General features: G+C 56.2%; 18 protein-coding genes and 4 tRNA genes. 7 read left to right on the top strand and 15 right to left on the bottom strand.

Annotation, left to right across the window (positions count from 1 at the left end; genetic code table 11):
* Positions 1 to 33: 33 nt before the first annotated feature.
* From WFN75_RS15270 to mltB, 13 genes are all read right to left on the bottom strand, one after another.
* Positions 34 to 110, bottom strand: a tRNA-Arg gene (locus tag WFN75_RS15270).
* A gap of 64 nt (positions 111 to 174) precedes the next feature.
* Positions 175 to 251, bottom strand: a tRNA-Arg gene (locus WFN75_RS15275).
* A gap of 197 nt (positions 252 to 448) precedes the next feature.
* Positions 449 to 525: transfer RNA gene (locus WFN75_RS15280), tRNA-Arg, on the bottom strand.
* 4 nt (positions 526 to 529) lie between these two features.
* Positions 530 to 622, bottom strand: a tRNA-Ser gene (locus WFN75_RS15285).
* Positions 623 to 964: 342 nt separating this feature from the next.
* Positions 965 to 1,150: a carbon storage regulator CsrA gene (gene csrA / locus WFN75_RS15290; RefSeq protein WP_000906486.1), complete on the bottom strand. Its 186-nt coding sequence runs from the start codon at positions 1,148 to 1,150 to the stop codon at positions 965 to 967.
* A 241-nt stretch (positions 1,151 to 1,391) separates the two neighbouring features.
* A complete protein-coding gene (gene alaS, locus WFN75_RS15295) occupies positions 1,392 to 4,019 on the bottom strand; it encodes an alanine--tRNA ligase (protein WP_336996445.1) in 2,628 nt (875 codons plus the stop codon).
* 131 nt (positions 4,020 to 4,150) lie between these two features.
* Positions 4,151 to 4,651, bottom strand: a complete 501-nt coding sequence (gene recX / locus WFN75_RS15300) for a recombination regulator RecX (protein WP_336996446.1) — start codon at positions 4,649 to 4,651, stop codon at positions 4,151 to 4,153.
* A 67-nt stretch (positions 4,652 to 4,718) separates the two neighbouring features.
* Positions 4,719 to 5,777 (bottom strand): recombinase RecA, encoded by a 1,059-nt coding sequence (recA, locus tag WFN75_RS15305; RefSeq protein ID WP_040074288.1) that lies wholly within the window; start codon positions 5,775 to 5,777, stop codon positions 4,719 to 4,721.
* A gap of 89 nt (positions 5,778 to 5,866) precedes the next feature.
* Positions 5,867 to 6,364: a nicotinamide-nucleotide amidase gene (gene pncC, locus WFN75_RS15310; protein WP_046886163.1), complete on the bottom strand. Its 498-nt coding sequence runs from the start codon at positions 6,362 to 6,364 to the stop codon at positions 5,867 to 5,869.
* A 128-nt stretch (positions 6,365 to 6,492) separates the two neighbouring features.
* On the bottom strand, positions 6,493 to 7,371 hold the full coding sequence (locus tag WFN75_RS15315; RefSeq protein ID WP_263617504.1) for a metal ABC transporter substrate-binding protein: 879 nt from the start codon (positions 7,369 to 7,371) through the stop codon (positions 6,493 to 6,495).
* Positions 7,372 to 7,385: 14 nt separating this feature from the next.
* Positions 7,386 to 8,246: a metal ABC transporter permease gene (locus tag WFN75_RS15320; protein WP_040074286.1), complete on the bottom strand. Its 861-nt coding sequence runs from the start codon at positions 8,244 to 8,246 to the stop codon at positions 7,386 to 7,388.
* On the bottom strand, positions 8,243 to 8,896 hold the full coding sequence (locus tag WFN75_RS15325) for a metal ABC transporter ATP-binding protein (RefSeq protein WP_336996447.1): 654 nt from the start codon (positions 8,894 to 8,896) through the stop codon (positions 8,243 to 8,245). The genes WFN75_RS15320 and WFN75_RS15325 overlap by 4 nt, the downstream gene beginning before the upstream one ends.
* Before the next feature lie 233 nt (positions 8,897 to 9,129).
* The gene (gene mltB / locus WFN75_RS15330) at positions 9,130 to 10,230 is read right to left on the bottom strand and encodes a lytic murein transglycosylase B (RefSeq protein ID WP_046886138.1); all 1,101 of its coding nucleotides are present in this window, start codon (positions 10,228 to 10,230) and stop codon (positions 9,130 to 9,132) included.
* Positions 10,231 to 10,422: 192 nt separating this feature from the next.
* Between mltB and gutQ the strand changes: the two genes are divergently transcribed.
* The gene (gene gutQ / locus WFN75_RS15335; protein ID WP_040074283.1) at positions 10,423 to 11,388 is read left to right on the top strand and encodes an arabinose-5-phosphate isomerase GutQ; all 966 of its coding nucleotides are present in this window, start codon (positions 10,423 to 10,425) and stop codon (positions 11,386 to 11,388) included.
* Here the strand turns inward: gutQ and norR are convergent.
* Positions 11,385 to 12,899, bottom strand: a complete 1,515-nt coding sequence (norR, locus tag WFN75_RS15340) for a nitric oxide reductase transcriptional regulator NorR (RefSeq protein ID WP_040074282.1) — start codon at positions 12,897 to 12,899, stop codon at positions 11,385 to 11,387. The two genes, gutQ and norR, sit on opposite strands and share 4 nt — an antisense overlap.
* Positions 12,900 to 13,089: 190 nt before the next feature.
* Between norR and norV the strand changes: the two genes are divergently transcribed.
* The 4 genes from norV (at position 13,090) to WFN75_RS15360 (ending at position 17,766) form a co-directional block, all read left to right on the top strand.
* The gene (gene norV / locus WFN75_RS15345; RefSeq protein ID WP_336996448.1) at positions 13,090 to 14,535 is read left to right on the top strand and encodes an anaerobic nitric oxide reductase flavorubredoxin; all 1,446 of its coding nucleotides are present in this window, start codon (positions 13,090 to 13,092) and stop codon (positions 14,533 to 14,535) included.
* The gene (gene norW, locus WFN75_RS15350) at positions 14,532 to 15,665 is read left to right on the top strand and encodes an NADH:flavorubredoxin reductase NorW (RefSeq protein WP_040074280.1); all 1,134 of its coding nucleotides are present in this window, start codon (positions 14,532 to 14,534) and stop codon (positions 15,663 to 15,665) included. Before norV ends, norW begins: the two co-directional genes overlap by 4 nt.
* A gap of 163 nt (positions 15,666 to 15,828) precedes the next feature.
* Entirely contained in the window at positions 15,829 to 15,987 is a 159-nt protein-coding gene (locus tag WFN75_RS15355; protein ID WP_336996449.1) for a hypothetical protein, read from the top strand.
* Between the two features lie 129 nt (positions 15,988 to 16,116).
* Positions 16,117 to 17,766 carry an SgrR family transcriptional regulator gene (locus WFN75_RS15360; protein ID WP_336996450.1) on the top strand — a complete coding sequence of 550 codons (1,650 nt, stop codon included), beginning with the start codon at positions 16,117 to 16,119 and terminating at the stop codon, positions 17,764 to 17,766.
* Here WFN75_RS15360 and WFN75_RS15365 read toward each other — a convergent pair.
* Positions 17,763 to 18,776 carry a LacI family DNA-binding transcriptional regulator gene (locus WFN75_RS15365; RefSeq protein ID WP_040074278.1) on the bottom strand — a complete coding sequence of 338 codons (1,014 nt, stop codon included), beginning with the start codon at positions 18,774 to 18,776 and terminating at the stop codon, positions 17,763 to 17,765. The genes WFN75_RS15360 and WFN75_RS15365 overlap by 4 nt on opposite strands.
* Before the next feature lie 242 nt (positions 18,777 to 19,018).
* On the opposite strand from WFN75_RS15365, the gene ascF reads away from it, so the two are divergent.
* Positions 19,019 to 20,470 carry a PTS cellobiose/arbutin/salicin transporter subunit IIBC gene (gene ascF, locus WFN75_RS15370; RefSeq protein ID WP_263617698.1) on the top strand — a complete coding sequence of 484 codons (1,452 nt, stop codon included), beginning with the start codon at positions 19,019 to 19,021 and terminating at the stop codon, positions 20,468 to 20,470.
* 19 nt (positions 20,471 to 20,489) lie between these two features.
* On the top strand, positions 20,490 to 21,914 hold the full coding sequence (locus WFN75_RS15375; protein WP_040078404.1) for a 6-phospho-beta-glucosidase: 1,425 nt from the start codon (positions 20,490 to 20,492) through the stop codon (positions 21,912 to 21,914).
* The last annotated feature ends 33 nt before the right edge of the window (positions 21,915 to 21,947 follow it).

Below are 21,947 nucleotides of genomic sequence, written 5' to 3' on the forward strand. Positions count from 1 at the left end.
GAAACAACAGTATTGCTGCTATCTCAGAGAAGATGGTGCATCCGGGAGGATTCGAACCTCCGACCGCTCGGTTCGTAGCCGAGTACTCTATCCAGCTGAGCTACGGATGCATCGGGATTGACTGCTGTACTGCCTGGTACCACATACCGTTTTGAAACGACATGAAGTAAAAGATGGTGCATCCGGGAGGATTCGAACCTCCGACCGCTCGGTTCGTAGCCGAGTACTCTATCCAGCTGAGCTACGGATGCATCGGGATTTACTGCTGTACTGCCTGGTACCACACACCGTTTCGAAAACGACGTGAAGTAAAAGATGGTGCATCCGGGAGGATTACTCGGCTGCGCCTCACCCTTCGGGCCGTTGCTGAAGCAACGTTATCCTCCCTGGTGCCTGCGATGTTTTCGCAGACCATGAAACAACAGTATTGCTGCTATCTCAGAGAAGATGGTGCATCCGGGAGGATTCGAACCTCCGACCGCTCGGTTCGTAGCCGAGTACTCTATCCAGCTGAGCTACGGATGCAAAATGGCGGTGAGGCGGGGATTCGAACCCCGGATGCAGCTTTTGACCGCATACTCCCTTAGCAGGGGAGCGCCTTCAGCCTCTCGGCCACCTCACCACACAACGCCTCTTTCGAGTGCTTCGAGTAACTCGTTAAGAGCTTCTCGTCGCTGCGTGGCGCATATATTACTTTCTGAGACTTATAAGTCAAACAATTTTCCATGCACTTTTTCTGTTTGCACAAATCGCAGGCAATTCGCATGTAAAAGAGGCAAAGAGGGTGTTTTATAAACGGATTTTGCGGGCATTTACGCAACGAAGTTCCATCAACCAGGCGAATAAAGATGAAGATAAGCAAAGAGAGACGGTGAAAAACAGCGAAAATGAAATAGAAAGGTAACTTTAAGCAGGAAGAATGGCAGGAGGGTTGCGTCTCGCCTGAAAGCGAGACGCGATAATATCAGTAACTGGACTGCTGGGATTTTTCAGCCTGGATACGCTGGTAGATCTCTTCACGGTGTACAGAGACCTCTTTAGGGGCGTTCACACCAATACGAACCTGGTTACCCTTTACCCCTAAAACTGTCACGGTGACCTCATCCCCAATCATGAGGGTCTCACCAACTCGACGAGTCAGAATCAGCATTCTTTGCTCCTTGAAAGATTAAAAGAGTCGGGTCTCTTGTATCCCGGCATTATCCATCATATAACGCCAAAAAGTAAGCGATGACAAACACGTAAAGTGTAAGCAGTCACGGCATCACATTCTGTTAAACGTAAGTTTAGCCGATATACACAAACTCAACCTGACTTTATCATTATCGATAGCGTAGAGCGAAGTACGCCATAACACATAGGTTATGGCGTCTGTTTACGCTTTTTAGTTATTACAGTTTGGAACTCACCCAGCTCTCAACGCTGGTTAACGCTGCAGGAAGTGCCGCCGCATCCGTACCACCGGCTTGCGCCATGTCTGGACGACCGCCCCCTTTACCGCCCACTTGCTGAGCGACCATACCAATCAGTTCCCCTGCTTTAACACGGTCGGTCACGTCCTTAGACACGCCAGCAATCAGAGAAACCTTACCTTCAGCAACGGTCGCCAGCACAATGACTGCCGAACCGAGTTGGTTCTTCAGGTCATCGACCATGGTACGCAGCATCTTAGGCTCAACACCAGCCAGTTCACTGACCAGCAGTTTAATACCTTTAATTTCAACCGCTTTGCTGGAGAGATTTGCACTCTCCTGTACTGCCGCCTGCTCTTTCAGCTGCTGCAGCTCTTTTTCCAGCTGGCGAGTACGTTCGATAACGCTACGCACTTTCTCGCCCAGATTCTGGCTATCGCCTTTCAGCAGCTGTGCGATATCGTGCAGTTGATCGCTCTCAGCGTGCAGGTAAGCCAGCGCGCCTTCACCGGTGACCGCTTCGATACGACGAACGCCCGCCGCCGTTCCGGATTCGGACAGAATACGGAACAGGCCAATATCGCCCGTGCGAGAAGCATGCGTACCGCCACACAGTTCAGTAGAGAAGTCGCCCATGCTCAGCACACGAACACGCTCGTCATACTTCTCACCAAACAGTGCCATCGCCCCTTTTTGCTTCGCCGCATCGAGATCCATGATCTGAGTTTCGATTGGCAGATTGCGACGGATTTGGGCGTTCACCAGATCTTCCACCGCGCGGATTTCAGACGGTTTCATCGCTTCAAAGTGAGAGAAGTCGAAACGCAGCACTTTATCGTTAACCAGCGAGCCTTTCTGCGCAACGTGCGTCCCTAGTACTTCACGCAGGGCTGCGTGCATCAGGTGAGTTGCGGAGTGGTTCAGACGAATACGCGCACGACGCGCTTCATCAACGACAGCTTGTACGCCCTCGCCCACTTTCAGTGAGCCGGAGGTCAGCGAACCTACATGACCAATCGCCTGGCCATATTTTTGCGTGTCGTTTACGGTGAAGCTAAAGCCGTTACCTTTCAGCACGCCCTTATCGCCCACCTGACCGCCGGACTCGGCATAAAATGCGGTTTTATCCAGTACAACAACGGCATCCTGACCCGCGGTAATGCTCTCTACCGCTTTGCCGTCAACAAACAGCGCCGTCACTTTGCCGTTCAGTTCCAGATGGTCATAACCCTGGAATTCAGACGCGCCATCCACACGGATCATCGCGTTGTAGTCAGCACCGAAACCGCTGGATTCACGCGCACGACGGCGCTGCTCTTCCATTGCAGCTTCAAAGCCCGCTTCGTCTACCTTAATGTTACGCTCACGGCAAACGTCAGCCGTCAGGTCAACCGGGAAGCCGTAGGTGTCATACAGACGGAAGGCCGTTTCGCCATCCAGCGTGTCGCCCTGGAGTTTCGCCAGTTCATCATCCAGCAGCGCCAGCCCACGTTCCAGCGTACGGGCAAACTGCTCTTCTTCGGTTTTCAGAACCTGCTCAACCTGCGCCTGCTGGCGTTTCAGCTCATCGCCTGCTGAGCCCATCACGCTAACCAACGGCCCAACCAGCTTGTAGAAGAAGGTATCTTTCGCGCCCAGCATGTTGCCATGACGAATGGCGCGACGAATGATGCGACGCAACACATAACCACGGTTTTCGTTCGACGGAATGACGCCGTCTGCAATCAGGAACGCACAAGAACGAATATGGTCAGCAATGACGCGCAGAGATTTGTTGCTCAGGTCGGTCGCACCAGTGACCTCTGCAACAGACTTAATCAGCGTGCTGAAGAGGTCAATATCGTAGTTGGAGTTAACGTGCTGCAGAACCGCGGCAATACGCTCCAGACCCATCCCCGTATCGACGGACGGTTTCGGCAGCGGCTCCATGGTACCGTCAGCCTGACGGTTGAACTGCATGAAGACGATATTCCAGATCTCAATGTAGCGATCGCCATCTTCTTCCGGGCTGCCCGGAGGGCCACCCCAGATATGGTCGCCGTGATCGTAGAAGATCTCGGTGCACGGACCGCAAGGGCCGGTATCGCCCATCTGCCAGAAGTTGTCAGACGCATAAGGTGCGCCTTTGTTATCACCGATGCGAATGATACGTTCGCGCGGGATACCGACCTCTTTTTCCCAGATTTCGTATGCTTCGTCGTCGGTCTCGTAAACAGTAACCCACAGACGCTCTTTCGGCAGGTTGAACCAGTTTTCACCGGTCAGCAGTTCCCATGCGTACTGAATTGCATCGTGTTTGAAGTAGTCGCCGAAGCTGAAGTTGCCCAGCATTTCAAAGAAGGTGTGGTGACGTGCAGTGTAACCGACGTTTTCCAGGTCGTTGTGTTTACCGCCCGCACGCACGCAGCGCTGCGAGGTGGTTGCGCGGGAATAATTACGCTTGTCGAGACCAAGGAAAACATCCTTGAACTGGTTCATCCCGGCGTTGGTAAACAGTAATGTTGGATCGTTATTTGGTACCAGGGAGCTGCTGGCAACAACCTGGTGTCCCTTACTATGGAAAAAATCGAGAAACGCCTGACGGATCTCAGCGGTGCTCTTGCTCATAATTATCCTGAAATCAAGCTAACGAAATGTCATAACTAGCCTGGACACACACTGTGTTGGACAGACCAGCTACTGGAAAAAGTGGGAATAAGATAAGTTTTCTTTTAAGGGAAGTAAAATCCCGCATGCGCTCAATCGGCAAAATTACGCCATATATCCTGAATATCTTCCATCAGGTAGCCGCGATAGAGCAAGAAGCGCTGGATTTTTACTTTTTCTGAAAACTCTTTTGGCAACGGCTCACCGTACTTACGTACGGCCTGCTCTCGCGCCTGTTCACACCAGTCGATTTCGCACTCGCGCATTGCCCGTTCCGTGGCTTCACGGTAGATCCCTTTTTGATTCAGCTCCTGGCGTATACGCTGAGGGCCGTAACCTTTGCGGCTGCGGCTGGCAATAAAGCGGGCGATAAAGCGGTTGTCGTCCAGATAGTTGTGTTCATAACACCAGGCAATGACGCGGTCGTAATCTTCTGCGCTGGCATCGATCTCTTCCGGGCCCTTTTTGCCCATCACGGGTGCCATTAATTTGCGGCGCAACTCCTGCTCGCTGTGGTCGCGCACGCCGAGTATGCGTACCGCGCGATCCAGCAAGCGGTTGTAGGCCGGTCGTCGTGGGGTTGATTCGCTCATAGAGAACCTGCTGAATAACAAATGCAAAAAAGGGCCGCAATCGCAGCCCTTTTTTTACACGAAGTGATTAGAAGTCTTCTTTGGTTTCTTCAACGTCGGCATCATCGACCGCGAAGTCCGGTTTAGAATCCTGATTGCTGAGCAGCAGTTCACGGATTTTCTTCTCGATCTCTTTCGCTGCAGCCGGGTTCTCTTTCAGCCAGGAGATAGCATTCGCTTTACCCTGACCAATCTTGTCACCGTTGTAGCTGTACCAGGCGCCAGCCTTCTCGATCAGCTTCTCTTTCACGCCCAGGTCAACCAGTTCACCGAAGAAGTTGATACCTTCGCCGTACATGATCTGGAACTCAGCCTGCTTGAACGGCGCGGCGATTTTGTTCTTCACGACCTTCACGCGGGTTTCGCTACCGACGACGTTATCGCCCTCTTTCACGGCACCGATACGGCGAATATCCAGACGCACAGAGGCGTAGAATTTCAGCGCGTTACCACCGGTGGTGGTCTCTGGGTTACCGAACATCACACCGATTTTCATACGGATCTGGTTGATGAAGATCAGCAGCGTGTTGGACTGCTTCAGGTTACCCGCCAGCTTACGCATCGCCTGGCTCATCATACGTGCCGCAAGGCCCATGTGAGAGTCGCCGATTTCGCCTTCGATTTCCGCTTTTGGCGTCAGTGCCGCAACGGAGTCGACGATGATGACGTCAACTGCGCCAGAGCGCGCCAGCGCGTCACAGATTTCCAGAGCCTGTTCACCGGTGTCCGGCTGAGAACAGAGCAGGTTGTCGATATCAACACCCAGCTTGCGGGCATATACCGGATCCAGCGCGTGCTCAGCATCGATAAACGCACAGGTTTTACCTTCGCGCTGCGCCGCAGCCACAACCTGCAGAGTCAGGGTTGTTTTACCGGAAGATTCTGGACCGTAAATTTCTACGATACGCCCCATCGGCAGGCCACCTGCGCCCAGAGCAATATCCAGAGAAAGCGAACCGGTGGAGATAGTTTCAACATCCATGGAACGGTCTTCACCCAGGCGCATGATGGAGCCTTTACCGAATTGCTTTTCGATCTGGCCCAGTGCTGCCGCCAACGCTTTCTGTTTGTTTTCGTCGATAGCCATTATTACTCCTGTCATGCCGGGAGAAGCAACTGCGCTTCACCGTGGATTTCTGTTTCGTTGCCGCAATTATACTGTATAGTCATACAGTATCAAGTCTTTTGTAGAAATTGTTGCCAGAGTGTTTTTAACGCATATTCGGTGGCCTGACGGCGCACATTTTCCCGGTCGCCGGTGAAGCATTCGCGTCGGGTAATCCCCTCGCCCTGCGCCGTCGCAAAGCCAAACCATACGGTGCCGACCGGCTTAAGATCGCTGCCGCCATCCGGCCCGGCAATGCCGCTAATGGAGATCGCGTAATCGGCGCGGGCGGCACGTAATGCACCTATTGCCATCTCTATAACCACCGGTTCGCTCACTGCGCCATGCTCTTCCAGCGTCGGCTCCCGAACGCCAATCATTTGCGCTTTTGCTTCATTACTATAGGTAACAAATCCGCGTTCAAACCAGGCGGAGCTACCGGCGATATCGGTAATCACCTTCGCCACCCAGCCGCCAGTACAAGATTCTGCCGTGGTGAGCGTTGCGCCGCGCTGTTTCAGCGCTCGCCCTACTTCTTCGCTGAGCTGCATGAGTTCATGGTCAGTCATCATCGTTTAGGCTCCAGATAATCGTGCAGCACAAGATAGCACTTTCAGCAGAGATATGGGGACGAGGGGATGTTTTTACGAGGGGGCTTCAGAAAATGCCGATGCAGAGGCATCGGCAGAATAGCGAATCACTTCATGCTGTTGACGAGAGTATCCACGTTGTGGCGAAACGCTTTAACGTAGGTGTCTGCCACGCCCCCTTTTGCAGAGAGCGCTTCGGGATAGAGCTCGCCGCCAGGCTGTGCGCCGGTCGCCGATGCAATCTGTTTCACGAGCCGCGGATCCAGCTGATTCTCCATAAACCAGGTCTTTACGCCGTCCGCTTTAATTTGCGTGATGATAGCGGCAACCTGGGCAGCACTGGCTTCACTCTCCGATGATAATCCCTGCGGAGCGATAAACGTGACGCCATAGGCGCGGCCAAAATAGCCGAAAGCGTCATGGCTGGTCAGCACTTTTCGCTTCGCCGTTGGGATGGGCTGAAAGCGTGCTTTTGCCCAGCTATCGAGCTCTGTTAACTGCGTAATATAGGATTTCCCCGCCGCCTCCAGCGCGACCTTTTCTTCGGGATCCGCCTTTATCAGCCCATTCAACACATTCCGGGCATACAACGCACCGTTGGCGGCGCTATTCCAGGCATGCGGATCGGTAATGGTCTCTCCGTCCTCAACCAGCGTGTGCGTTGGAACCCCCGCCGACGCCACCACCAGCGTGCCTTTAAAGCCAGACGCCTTCACCAGCCGATCGAGCCAGCCCTCCAGCCCGAGTCCATTCACAACCACCACGTCGGCTTTACTCAGCGCTGCGCTGTCTTTCGGTGACGGTTCGAAAGTATGAGGATCGCCATCCGGCCCCACCAGCGTCGTTACCTTGACGTGGTCGCCCCCGACCTGTTGGGTGATATCCCCCAGAATCGAAAAACTGGCAACGACGTTCAGCGTCTTCGCCTGCACCCCCTGAGCCAGCAGGCTCAGTGCGAGCGCCATCATAACCCCTGTACGTTTCATCATTTCTCCTTGCATTAAAAAAGCGCTCGCAGGCTGTGAGCCAGCCTGCTGCGCGTGCCACATAAAATCGAAAAGAAAAAGAGACCACTGGCGGTAAGTACAATCGCCGGCCCCGCCGGTAGGCTGATCGCCCACGAGAGGCTAAGCCCCAGCCAGGCACAGAAAATGCCGCTTACCCCGGCAAAAAGTAGCAATCCGGGCAGCGTCCTCGCCCAGCAGCGGGCCGCCACCGCGGGCAGCATCATCAACCCCACCGCCATCAGCGTACCGAGCACCTGAAAACCGGCGACCAGATTGAGCACTAACAGCGCCAGAAAGAGACCGTGCAGTAGCGCAGGCAGCCAGCGGGCGTTCACCTGCAGCCAGGCCGTATCGAATGCCTCGCTAACCAGCCCGCGATAGAACAGCGCCAGCGTTAATAAGGTGAAGATGCAGACCCCCGCCACGAACAGCGCCGCATCACGGTCTACCGCCAGGATGGAACCAAATAGCAAGTGCAGGAGATCCACATTTGAACCGCGCAGCGACACCAGCGTCACCCCCAGCGCCAGGGAGCCAAGATAAAACCCGGCGAAACTGGCATCCTCTTTTAACGGCGTGCGTCGGCTCACCAGCCCCGCCACCAGCGCCACGGTTATCCCGGCGATAAACCCGCCGACGCTCATTGCCAGTAACGACATTCCGCTCAACAGATAGCCCACCGCCACGCCCGGCAGAATGGCGTGCGAGAGCGCATCCCCCATCAGGCTCATGCGGCGTAGCAGTAAAAAGACCCCCAGCGCCGTGGTACTGACCGACAACGCAAGGCAGACGACCAGCGCCCGGCGCATAAAGCCATATTCAATAAAGGGCTGAAAAAGGAGATGCCACATCATGCCACCCTCATCCCAACGCCGGTCTCTAAAGACGGGGCGGCATCCAGGCGCAGGACCTGCGAAAAGTGGCGCGTGACGCGCTCGCTGTCATGAAGCACCGCCAGCACGGTTCGCCCCTGCTGCGCCATCTCAAGTATCAGCTCCATCAATATGTGACTGGTCGCTTCATCCACGCCGGTGAAGGGTTCATCCAGCATGACCAGCGGCGCATGCTGTAACATGACGCGCGCAAAGAGCATGCGTTGAAATTGCCCCCCGGAGAGTTCGTCAATCACCGTGCTTGCCAGCGCCGCCAGCCCTACCCGCTCCAGCGCATGATCGATACGCGCACGCGCCTGTCGTCCGGTTCCGGCAAACAGCGAGAGGGTTGGCCAGCATCCCATGCTTACGACATCCTTCACCGTCAGGGGGAATTGCGCCTCCAGTTCGTGTCGCTGGGCAAGCCAACCAATAACAGGCCGCTTTTCCTGCCAGCGGAACGTCCCGCTGACCGGAGGGAGGAATCCTGCCAGCGTTTTCAGGAGCGTCGATTTGCCGCAGCCGTTAGCGCCCGTAATGGCGGTCATACTACCGCGCAGGATCACCTCATCCAGCGGACGCGTGATGGGCTGGCGGTGGTAGCCCACCACGAGGCGTTGTAGTTCGATCATGGCAGCGCTACCGCCCAGCGCACCGCAAAGACGATGGCTAAAACCAGCGTCAGCGCATACAACACGCGCGTTAACGAAGAGAGAGAGAAGAGAGAGTGCGTCATCAGTCACCCGATAGAATTATGTTATAACATAACAATAAAGAGGTGTGCCGTGATTGTAAATACCGGGCGGCTAACGGGAGTGTGGATAAATGTTACAGCCCCCTCTCCTGCCGGGGAGGGGGCGAAAGATTACTGACTGAACGGCGACGCCGCAGGCACGCGCGCCAGCGCAACGGCCTGGCCCAGTTGCCACACTGCCATTGCGTAGTGGGTGCTGTGGTTATAGCGGGTAATGGTGTAGAAGTTTGGCAGACCATACCAGTATTGATAACCGGTACCGATATCCAGACGCAGCAAGCTCGCCTGCTGGTGGTCACCCAGCGATTGCATAGGCATTAAACCGGCGGCGGCCAGCTGGGATACGCTGTACTTGGTTTTAAACCCATTTTCCAGCCCTGGAGCCTGCCCGTTAGCCTGAACGGCGACCGGATCGCCCTTCACCCAACCGTGTTCTTTAAAGTAGTTCGCCACGCTGCCGATGGCATCTTCCGGATCCCACAGATTGATATGGCCGTCTCCGTTGAAATCTACCGCGTACTGCTTATACGAAGAGGGCATAAACTGGCCATAGCCCATCGCCCCTGCGAAAGAGCCTTTCAGATCCAGCGGATCGTCCTGCTCGTCGCGAGCCATCAGCAGGAAGGTTTCCAGTTCAGAAGAGAAATACTCGGCGCGACGCGGATAGTTGAAGGAGAGCGTTGCCAGCGCATCAAGAATGCGCGTTTTCCCCATCACACGGCCCCAGCGGGTCTCCACGCCAATAATGCCGACGATAATTTCCGGCGGCACGCCATACACCTGCCAGGCGCGGTTAAGGGTCTCTTCATGTTGATTCCAGAAGGCAACGCCATTTTGCACATTATCTGGGGTGATAAACTGCTTGCGATAACGCAGCCATGCCCCGTTTGGCCCGGTCGGCACCTGCGCTGTCGGTGCCTGTCGGTCCATCAGGCGCAGCACGTAATCCAGACGTTTCGCCTGCGACAGGATCTCCTGCAACTGCTGTTTATTGAAGCCGTGTTTGCTCACCATTTTATCGATGAACTGTTGAGCCGCCGGGTTGTTGGCGAAGTCGCCACCCATTTGCATCACATTGTGTTGCGGCTCAAGTAAGAAGCCGCCGGAAGGGGCGCCAGCCGTCTGCTGAACTTCCTCTGTTTTTGGTTTGCTGCTGCAGGCAGCCAGCATAATCAGCGCAGGTAACAGCGCTGCATAACGACGCTTAAACATGGCACATCCATTGAACGAATTCGATAAGTGGCAAGTATGGTAAAGCATCCCCGACACCACAAGGAAGCGGTTCTGTGGTCGCCAGCAAAATCTTTCATTTTTATCCATGAATGCCCCAGGGTGAATGCTTTATGATAGGCCGCCCCTTCTGCTGTGGCAGGGGCGCGGGAAGGATCGTAAACGGAGAGAAACATGAGTGATTTTCTGTTAAATGCAGGCCGTCAAACCCTGATGCTGGAGCTACAGGAGGCCAGTCGCCTGCCTGAAAGGCTGGGGGAGGAGTTTGTCTGTGCGGCAAATACGCTTATCCACTGCGAAGGCAAAGTGATTGTCTCGGGTATCGGTAAATCAGGCCATATCGGCAAGAAGATTGCGGCCACCCTCGCCAGCACCGGCACGCCAGCCTTTTTCGTCCACGCAGCAGAGGCGCTGCACGGAGATTTAGGCATGATTGAAAGCCGTGACGTGCTGCTGTTCATCTCTTACTCTGGCTCGGCCAAAGAGCTGGATCTGATCATCCCACGCCTGCAGGAAAAATCGGTCGACCTGCTGGCGATGACCGGCAAAACCCGTTCCCCGCTGGCGCTGGCCGCCAAAGCGGTGCTGGATATCTCAGTCGAGCGCGAAGCCTGCCCAATGCACCTGGCCCCCACCTCCAGCACCGTGAATACGCTGATGATGGGCGATGCGCTGGCCATGGCAGTGATGCAGGCGCGCGGCTTTAATGAGGAAGACTTTGCGCGCTCCCATCCGGCGGGTGCCCTGGGCGCGCGTCTGCTTAATAAAGTGCACCATCTGATGCGCACCGGCGATGCCATCCCGCAGGTGAAACTCACCACCAGCGTGATGGATGCGATGCTTGAACTGAGCCGTACCGGGCTGGGTCTGGTTGCAGTATGTGATGAGCGCGAGCAGGTGAAAGGCGTCTTTACCGACGGCGATCTGCGCCGCTGGCTGGTAGGCGGCGGCACGCTGCAGGCCATCGTCAGCGAGGCAATGACGCCCGGCGGCCAGACGTTGAACGCCGACAGCCGGGCCATTGAGGCCAAAGAGGTACTACTGAAGCGTAAGATCGCCGCCGCCCCGGTGGTGGATGAGCACGGCAAGCTCTGCGGTGCCATCAACCTTCAGGACTTCTATCAGGCCGGAATTATCTAGCCCTTCAGCCCCAGACGTTTTGCCAGCCGGTGCAGGTTGGCCACGTCGGTTTCCAGCGCCCGCGCGCTTGCCGCCCAACTGCGGTTGTTCTGTTCCAGCGCGCGGGTAATCATCTGCCGTTGAAAATCTTCTGTCGCTTCACGAAGGTTTTCTTTCCCCGGTGCCGGGGCATCCGCTGTCACCGCCAGGGGGGTGTCATCCTGCAGGGCAAAATGGCCGGGCTGAATCACCACCTCATCGCCATGGCGCGCAGCCCGCGCCAGCACTACCGCCCGGTGAATGGCATGTTCCAGTTCGCGCACGTTGCCGGGCCAACCGTAACTCAGCAGATGTGAACGGGCGGCAGGGCTTAGCACGACGCGAGCAAGACCCATTTTCAGGCGACACTGCTCGCAGAAAAAGCCCGCCAGCAGCACCACATCTTCGCCACGCTCACGTAACGGCGGCACGGAGAGTGGAAATACGCTCAGGCGATGGAAAAGATCGGCGCGGAAATTACCGGCCAGCACCTCCTCGCGCAGATCGCGGTTGGTGGCCGCCAGAACGCGCACATTGACGCGCAGGCTGCGGTCATCCCCCACCCGCTGGATATCGCCATACTGCAACACGCGCAGCAGCTTGGCCTGCAACGATAACGATAGCTCACCAATTTCATCAAGAAACAGCGTGCCGTTGTCGGCCATTTCAAACTTACCGCTACGGTTGCTGATAGCCCCGGTAAATGCCCCTTTCACATGCCCAAAGAGTTCACTCTCCGCCACGCTTTCTGGCAGTGCGGCGCAATTGAGATAGACCAGCGGGTTGACCGCGCGCGGCGAAGCCTCGTGGATCCCCTTCGCGACCAGCTCTTTGCCAGTACCGGTCTCGCCAAAGATCAATACGTTCAGGTCAGACGCCGCCACGATGTCGATCTCTTTTTTGAGTTGTATCATCCCCGGCGAGAGGCCAATCATCTCGGTATGCGCCACGGGCTCAAATGCCGCCGGGCTACCGGGCAACATATTCTGACTCTCCAGTTGTTCAATCAGCAGCGCATTGTTCAGCGCCCCGGCGGCCAGCGCGGCAATCAACCGCAACTCCTCATCACTGAAGGTATCGAACTGATCCGGCGACATACCGTCGAGGGTGAGCGCCCCTATCAGATTTTGCCCGGCAAACAGCGGCAGGCCGATGCAGGCATGCACCTTAAGGCTCTCCTGCCCCGGGATGAGGCCATCGTAGGGGTCGGGCAGATCGCTGTCTGCGGGAAAGCGCACCACATCCCCGGCACGGGCGATGGTTTCAAGCCGCGGGTGGCCTTCAAGCGAGAAGCGCCGCCCCAAAACATCCTGCGCCAGTCCATCGATAGCCAACGGTATAAACTGCCGCCCTTCATAGCGCAGCAGCGCCGAAGCATCACAGGCCAGTACGTGACGCAGGGTCGAAATTAAGCGTTGAAAACGGTCCTGATGACCGATACCGGTTTGCAACTCGATAGCGATTTTCGCCAGCACGTCTACGGAAAAGCTCATATCTGCCTCGTTGTCATTTTGACAATTCATAATGTCATATTGACAATATTTATGATAGTCATTATGACTACCCACTATGAGTTATTATTTAATAAATTCATTTAAATCAATTAGTTAAAAAACTGGCACGCATCTTGATATAGGCAATACATCTTTCTTAAACATGCCGCATTTAATTATCGAGGTTGCTATGTCTATTCTGGTTAAAAATAACATTCATTGGGTTGGTCAACGTGACTGGGAAGTGCGTGATTTTCACGGAACGGAATACAAAACGCTGCGCGGCAGCAGCTATAACAGCTATCTCATTCGTGAAGGTAAAAACGTCCTGATTGATACCGTCGATCATAAATTCAGCCGCGAGTTCGTGCAGAACCTGCGTAGCGAAATTGATCTGGAGGCTATCGACTACATCATCATTAACCACGCGGAAGAGGACCACGCCGGGGCGCTGACCGAGCTGATGTCCCATATTCCGAACACGCCAATCTACTGCACCACCAATGCCATCGACTCGATTAACGGTCATCACCACCATCCGGAGTGGAATTTCCACACCGTGAAAACCGGCGATACCCTGGATATCGGTAACGGCAAACAGCTGATTTTTGTGGAAACGCCAATGCTGCACTGGCCGGACAGCATGATGACCTACATGACCGGCGACGCGGTACTGTTCAGTAACGACGCCTTCGGCCAGCACTACTGCGATGAACGTCTGTTCAATGACGAAGTGGACCAGACCGAGCTGTTCGAACAGTGCCAGCGCTACTACGCCAACATTCTTACGCCATTCAGCCGTCTGGTGACGCCAAAAATTACCGAGATCCTCGGCTTTAACCTGCCGGTGGATATGATTGCCACTTCCCACGGCGTGGTATGGCGTGAAAATCCCACCCAGATTGTCGAGCTGTACCTGAAATGGGCGGCGGATTACCAGGAAGACCGCATCACTATCTTCTACGACACCATGTCCAACAACACCCGCATGATGGCGGACGCCATTGCCCAGGGGATCAACGAAGTGGATCCGAACGTGGCGGTGAAAATTTTCAACGTGGCTCGCAGCGATAAAAACGAAATCCTGACCAATACCTTCCGCTCCAAAGGCGTGCTGGTGGGCACCTCCACCATGAACAACGTGATGATGCCAAAAATCGCGGGCCTCGTGGAGGAGATGACCGGCCTGCGTTTCCGTAATAAACGCGCCAGCGCCTTTGGCTCCCACGGCTGGAGCGGCGGCGCGGTTGACCGTCTCTCTACCCGCCTGCAGGATGCCGGTTTCGAAATGTCTATGAGCCTGAAAGCCAAATGGCGCCCGGACATCGACGCACTGGAAATCTGCCGCCAGCACGGTCGCGATATCGCCCGTCAGTGGGCGCTCGCTCCGCTGCCGGACGCCACAGCAAAACCGGCCGAACCACAGCCTGCCAGCAGCTGTGCCGCCGCTTCTGCCGATCTCGGCCCGCGCATGCAGTGCAGCGTCTGCCAGTGGATTTATGACCCGGAACTGGGCGAGCCGCTGCAGGATGTTGCGCCGGGCACGCCGTGGAGTGACGTACCAGACAACTTCCTCTGCCCGGAATGTTCCCTTGGTAAAGACGTCTTTGACGAACTGGCATCGGAGGCAAAATGAATAACGGAATCGTGATCATCGGCTCGGGCTTTGCCGCCCGCCAGCTGGTGAAAAATATCCGCAAACAGGATCCCAGCGTTCCGCTGACGGTGATTGCCGCCGACAGCATGGACGAGTACAACAAACCTGATTTAAGCCACGTCATTAGCCAGAATCAGCGTGCCGAAGATCTCACCCGCCAGACGGCGGGGGAGTTCGCGGAACAGTACAACCTGCGCCTGTTCCCCTATACCTGGGTCACCGATATCGACGCCGCTGCGCACGTCGTGAAAGCGAAAGATCATACCTGGCAGTACGACAAACTGGTGCTGGCCACGGGCGCATCCGCTTTTGTGCCGCCGGTTGAAGGCCGCGAGCTGATGATTACGCTGAACAGCCAGCAGGAGTACCAGGCCAGCGAAACGTGGCTTCGCGACGCGCAGCGCGTAATGATTGTCGGCGGTGGTCTGATTGGCACCGAGCTGGCGATGGACTTTTGTCGGGCGGGTAAAGCCGTCACGCTGGTCGATCACGCGGCCAGCATTCTGTCAGCGCTGATACCCGCCGAAGTAAGCAGTCGCTTACAGCACCGTTTAACCGATATGGGCGTACACCTGCTGCTGAAATCTCAGCTGCAAAGCCTGACCCGTACCGAAACCGGCATTCGCGCCACCCTCGATCGCAACCGCAACGTAGACATTGATGTGGTGATTGCCGCGACCGGGCTGCGTCCGGAAACGGCGCTGGCGCACCGCGCGGGAGCGGAGACAAACCGTGGCGTGAAGGTCGACAGTTACCTGCAAACCACGCAGCCCGACATCTATGCGCTGGGCGACTGCGCTGAGATCAACGGCCAGCTTCTGCCCTTCCTGCAGCCGATACAGCTTAGCGCGATGTATCTGGCGAAAAACCTGCTCGGGGGCAGCGCGCCCCTGAAATTACCCGCGATGCTGGTGAAGGTGAAAACGCCTGAACTGCCCCTGCACCTTGCAGGCGAAACCCAGCGTCAGGATCTGAACTGGCAAATCACCATCGAACCACAGGGCATGGTGGCCAAAGGCGCTGACAGCGAGGGACAGCTACGCGCCTTCGTGGTTAGCGAAGATCGCATGAAGGAGGCCTTTGCCCTGCTGAAATCTCTGCCCGCTTAACCCTCTCTGCCACTCTTACTTAACCTTTGGATCTTTTATCCGCAGCCCCGATGTCCCGGGGCTTTTTTCTGTCTAAATGCGGAACAACCGTCAAACCTCACCCTGTTTTATGCCGCCTATCCTGCTTAACCTGAAGCGGTATTCAACGGCGGGAGAGCGTGACATGACAAACCTCAAACAGGATCTGGCTTATCTGGAGCGGTGGTTCAGGAAGGTTCAGCCCGCCGAACCCGTGCCGTGGCGCTGGCTCTATCTTACCCCGTCGCAGCGCATGGAACGGCTACGCGAGCTTATGCTGCCGCTCGGCGAGAAAAAATCCTGACCCGAACCGGGTTGTGACGCTTTCAAAGGCTTTATTGCAAAAAGCGGAACAGGTTGATCAACTCCACCCTATTTCTCCCTGAAAAGCCCTTACACTCTCAACACACCTCATTAGATGCCGATCAAAGCCATGCGCCTGTTACAAAAAATTCGTCAGTATCAGCGGCTCTCTCTGCACTACGGCTCTTCGCCCAGGCAAACGACCCTTGCCGAAGTCGCGGAGGTGGCGGTCTGCAGTGAACGACATGCGCGCACCCTGTTACGCCAGCTGGCGGAAAACGGCTGGCTACGCTGGGAGGCGCAGCCCGGACGCGGCCACCGCGCCACGCTGCACTGCCTGCGCACCACCAGCGAACTGAGCGCTCCGCTGATGCGCGCCTGCCTGGAAAAGGGTGACTACCAAAGCGCCCTGCAGCTGGCCGATGGCGATCCCGCCAGCCTGCATCACATCATTACCCCCTTTCTGGGCGGTAAATGGCTGAAGCACCAGCCGACGCTGCGTATTCCCTGGTACCGTCCCCTCACCTCCCTGCATCCGGCACTGCAACGCCGTCGCGCAGAACAACATATTATCTGTGCGATACATGCAGGCTTAACCCGCAATGAACCCGGTCAACCGCACCCTATAGGCGATCTGGCACACCACTATGCTTCTCTTGATGGGGGACGGCGCTGGCATTTCTATCTGCGTAGCGGCGCGCACTGGCATAACGGCCAGCCCATTACTGACGACGATATCCTGACGGCGATGCGGCAGCTGCTAGCCGACCCGACGCGTAATGTCGGGTTGCAGCATATCGCCTCGCTTACGCGGGTGGCCCCCTGGTGTCTGGAAATCGAGCTCACTCGCGCCGATGCGCTGTTACCACAGCGGCTGGCGCATCCGGTCTGCCGGTTACCCCATCCACGCCAGCCCGAGATCGGCGCGGGCCCCTTTGCCATTGCCCGCCATCATTCACATTATTTGCGGCTGGAACGTCAGCCCTGGTACTTTGGCCATCACCCGCTACTGCATGCGATAGAGTTCTGGCGCACCGGCTCAATGCTGGAGAAACCGGCGTGGATTACCGTAGGCAAGGGCAATACAACCCAGGAAGCGGTGACCTCCACCAGCAGCGGCTTTGCCTGGCTGATGGTCAATAGCGCACTGCCCAAAGCACTTGCCGCCGCCTTACGTCACCAGGCGATAAGCCTTAACCAGCGCTGCTTTGCCTCCCGCAGCGACCTGCAGATCCGCAGCGACATTCTGCCCGGCCTGCACGTGAAAGAACCGCCGGAACCGGCAGCCTGCCCGCTGCCAGCCCGTCTGAAACTGGTGTGTTATCACACGCCCGAACTGCGGGAGCTGGCAGAAAAATGGCGACAACACTTGATGCGGCACGGTTGCCTGTTGCAGATCGAATGGCGAGACCGTGATGGCTGGCATCAGCCGGATGTGCTGGCCGACGCCGACCTGCTATTGGGGGATTATCTGGCGAGGGAAAACGCCGGGTTCGCGCTGGGAGAGTGGTTGATTTACGAGCCCGCCTGGCAGACCGCGTTAGGCGTGGCGCGCTGGCAGAAAAAGAAGCAGCAGCTTATGCAAATGTGCGACAGCGAAGCCCACTTTAACGCTCAACTGACGCCCCTCTTTCAACAGATTTTTGACGAGGGAACCTGTACGCCGCTGTTCCACTATCGCTATCAAATCAACGCCCTGGAAAATGTGCAGGATATGGTCTTAACCGCAGGGGGCTGGCTCGATTTCACCCGCGCCTGGCTTCCCCCGCCTGCAGGCTAGCGATGCGGCCCGGCCACCACCGAGTCACGCAATATCAGCTCGCCGGCAAAGTTTTGCTGTGAGGTGAAATCGCCGCCATCGAGCATAAAGATCAGCCTGCTGATGGTCTCTTTAATCATTTCAGTGACAGGCACCCGGACGCTGGAGAGCGACGGAACAATATAAGGGGCGATGGCAACGTCATCGAAACCAATGACCGAGACCGCGGCCGGGGTGGCGATCCCACTCTCGTGCAGCTGCTTGATGGCACCAATCGCCATATCATCATTACTGGCTACCAGTGCGCTGAAGGTCTCACCGCGAGCCAGCAACGTTGAAACCCCCGCCGCGCCGCTCGCCGGGTTCCATTTCCCCTCTACAATCAACGACTCACGCAGCGGGATCTGATGCTGGGCCAGCGCCGCTTTGTAGCCACTCAGACGTTCGATCCCGGTTGGGGAGTCCAGCGAGCCGGTGATAAAAGCGATATCGCGATGACCCAGCTTGATAAGCTGCGTCACCGCGGCCTCGCTGGAGGCAATGTGATCGGACCAAACGCAATGGCTGCTGTTTTTACGCAGGCGACGGTTAAGCACCATCACCGGCTGGCTGTGATCCTGGATAATGGCATCCATCTCATCGACGCTGAGAAAACGCGGATAAATAATGATCGCGTCGCAGCGCATATCCAGCAGATACTGAATCGCCTCACGCTCCTCTTCCGCGCTGTGTTTGCCATCGGCCAAGATGAGCTGCCGCCCGCGCTCCTCGGTCATTCGCGCGGCATGGAACAACAGCTCGCTGAAGTAGACACCATGATAGAGGGTGTTAGTTACCACCAGCCCCAGGGTTTGCGTGCGTTTGGTCGCGAGGTTTCGCGCCAGTAAATTGGGGCGATAGCCACTCTCGTCAATGGCCTGAAACACGCGGTCTTTTGTCTCCTGGCTTACGTAACCGTTGCCCGAAAGCACCCGGGAAACCGTCGCCTTCGAAACCCCTGCCCGCTTCGCCACTTCCAGCATCGTGGTCATCACTTTTCCCTCTCAATCTAATGAGCGGCAGTGTACTTCACGGCGATTAAATTGTCGCAGCGGGAATATTACACTTGTCACCCTGATTGGTGATCATCATCACGAATATAAAAAATGGGCAAAATGCGATCTTGTTTGATCATGTGAAACTCTTCATGATTTTGTGGAACCGGTTTCCTATCTAAGTCTCATCCCGCTGTTCGATGAAGACGTACCTTACAGTTAAAACAGGATATAACCCGATGGCCAAAAACTATGCTGCGCTGGCGAATGCCGTAGTCAGCGCGCTCGGCGGCAAAGATAACATCACCGCCGTCACCCACTGCATGACGCGTTTGCGCTTCGTTGTGAAAGACGAGAGTGCCATTGATAGCGCAACGCTGAAGACAATCAGCGGTGTTCTGGGTGTGGTACGTAACGATAATCAGTGCCAGGTGATCATCGGCAATACCGTTTCGCAGGCCTACCGCGAGGTGGTGAGCCTGCTGCCGACCGATTTACAGCCGGCTGCGCCGCAGGGCCCGCAAAAATTGACCTTACGCCGCATTGGCGCCGGGATCCTCGACGCGCTGATCGGCACGATGTCACCGCTGATCCCGGCGATCATCGGTGGTTCAATGGTTAAGCTGCTGGCAATGATCCTGGAGATGACCGGCGCGCTACCGAAGGGCGCTCCAACCCTCACCATCCTGACGGTGATTGGTGACGGCGCGTTCTTCTTCCTGCCGCTAATGGTGGCAGCCTCGGCGGCCGTGAAGTTCAAAACCAACATGTCGCTGGCGATAGCCATCGCGGGCGTGCTGGTACACCCGAGCTTTATTGAGCTGATGGCCAAAGCCGCCCAGGGTGAGCATGTCGAGTTCGCCTTTATTCCGGTGACGTCGGTGAAATATACCTATACGGTGATCCCGGCGCTGGTCATGACCTGGTGTCTCTCGTACATCGAACGGTGGGTAGATCGCATTACCCCGGCGGTAACGAAAAACTTCCTGAAACCGATGCTGATCGTGCTGATTGCCGCCCCGCTCGCCATTGTGCTGATTGGGCCGCTGGGGATCTGGATCGGTACCGCCATCTCTGCGCTGGTGTACACCATCCATGACTATCTGGGCTGGCTGTCCGTGGCCATCATGGGTACGCTGTGGCCTCTGTTGGTTATGACCGGTATGCACCGCGTCTTTACGCCAACTATCATTCAAACCATTGCCGAAACCGGGAAAGAGGGGATGGTAATGCCGTCTGAAATTGGCGCCAACCTGTCGCTGGGCGGATCGTCGCTGGCGGTGGCCTGGAAGACCAAAAACCCGGAATTGCGCCAGACGGCGCTGGCGGCCGCGGCCTCTGCCATCATGGCCGGTATTTCTGAGCCGGCGCTCTATGGCGTGGCGGTGCGACTGAAACGTCCGCTAATCGCCAGTCTGATAAGCGGCTTTATCTGTGGCGCCGTGGCCGGTATCGCAGGTCTTGCCAGCCACTCCATGGCCGCTCCGGGGCTGTTTACCAGCGTTCAGTTCTTTGATCCGGCCAACCCAATGACTATCGTCTGGGTCTTTGGCGTGATGGCGCTGGCCGTCGTACTCTCCTTTGTGCTGACGTTGCTCCTCGGCTTTGAGGATATTCCGGTAGAAGACGAAGCCGAAAAAGCACGCGCCCTGCAGACTGCGCCGGTGCAGGCAACAGAAGCACGAGCATAATGTGAATAGCGAGGTAAAAATGTCAGTTTTTCCAAAAGGATTTTTATGGGGCGGCGCACTGGCCGCCAACCAGAGTGAAGGGGCTTACCGTGAAGGCGGAAAGGGGCTGACCACCGTTGACATGATCCCCCACGGCGCCAACCGACTGGCGGTGAAAGTCGGCAAGGAAAAACGCTTCGCGCTACGTGAGGATGAATTTTACCCAAGCCACAACGCGATCGATTTTTACCATCGCTATAAAGAAGATATCGCTCTGATGGCGGAGATGGGCTTTACGGTGTTCCGCACCTCGATTGCCTGGAGCCGCCTTTATCCTAATGGCGATGAACCTTTACCCAATCAGGAAGGGATTGCCTTCTACCGTGCGGTATTTGAAGAGTGCAAAAAGCACAACATCGAGCCGCTGGTTACCCTGTGTCATTTTGATGTACCGATGCACCTGGTGACGGAATATGGCTCCTGGCGTAACCGTAAAATGGTCGAGTTCTTCGCCCGCTACGCCCGAACCTGTTTCGAAGAGTTTAACGGTCTGGTGAAATACTGGCTCACCTTCAATGAAATTAACATCATGCTGCACAGCCCGTTCTCCGGCGCAGGACTGGTGTTTGAAGAGGGCGAAAACGAAGATCAGGTGAAGTACCAGGCTGCCCACCACGAGCTGGTGGCGAGCGCGCTGGCAACCAAAATTGCGCATGAGGTAAACCCGGAAAACCAGGTTGGCTGCATGCTGGCAGGCGGTAACTTCTACCCCTACTCGTGCAAGCCAGAAGACGTGTGGATGGCGCTGGAAAAGGATCGTGAAAATCTCTTTTTCATCGACGTACAGGCGCGCGGCAGCTACCCGGCCTACTCCGCCCGCGTGTTCCGCGAAAAGGGGGTGGTCATTGTTAAAGACCCCGGTGACGACGAACTGCTGAAAAACACCGTGGATTTCGTCTCGTTCAGCTATTACGCGTCACGTTGTGCTTCCGCTGACATGAATGCCAATAACACCAGCGCGGCCAATATCGTTAAATCTCTGCGAAATCCGCACATCGAAGTCAGCGAATGGGGCTGGGGCATCGACCCGCTGGGTCTGCGTATTACCATGAACATGATGTATGACCGCTACCAGAAGCCACTTTTCCTGGTGGAAAACGGCCTCGGTGCGAAGGATGAAGTTGACGCCAACGGCGAGATTAACGATGACTATCGCATCAGCTATCTGCGCGAGCATATCCGCGCGATGGGCGATGCCATTGAAGACGGCATTCCGCTGATGGGCTACACCAGCTGGGGCTGTATCGATCTGGTGGCGGCCTCTACCGGTGAGATGAGCAAACGCTACGGCTTTATCTATGTCGATCGTGACGACGCCGGCAACGGCACGCTCGATCGTAAACGCAAGAAATCGTTCTGGTGGTATAAAAAAGTCATCGCCAGCAACGGTGCCGATTTAGACTAACCTCCCCGACCGGGCGACCTGTGCGCCCGGCTG

Origin of the sequence: Leclercia sp. UBA7405 (assembly GCF_037152215.1) — a bacterium.
Lineage (GTDB): Bacteria > Pseudomonadota > Gammaproteobacteria > Enterobacterales > Enterobacteriaceae > Enterobacter > Enterobacter pneumoniae.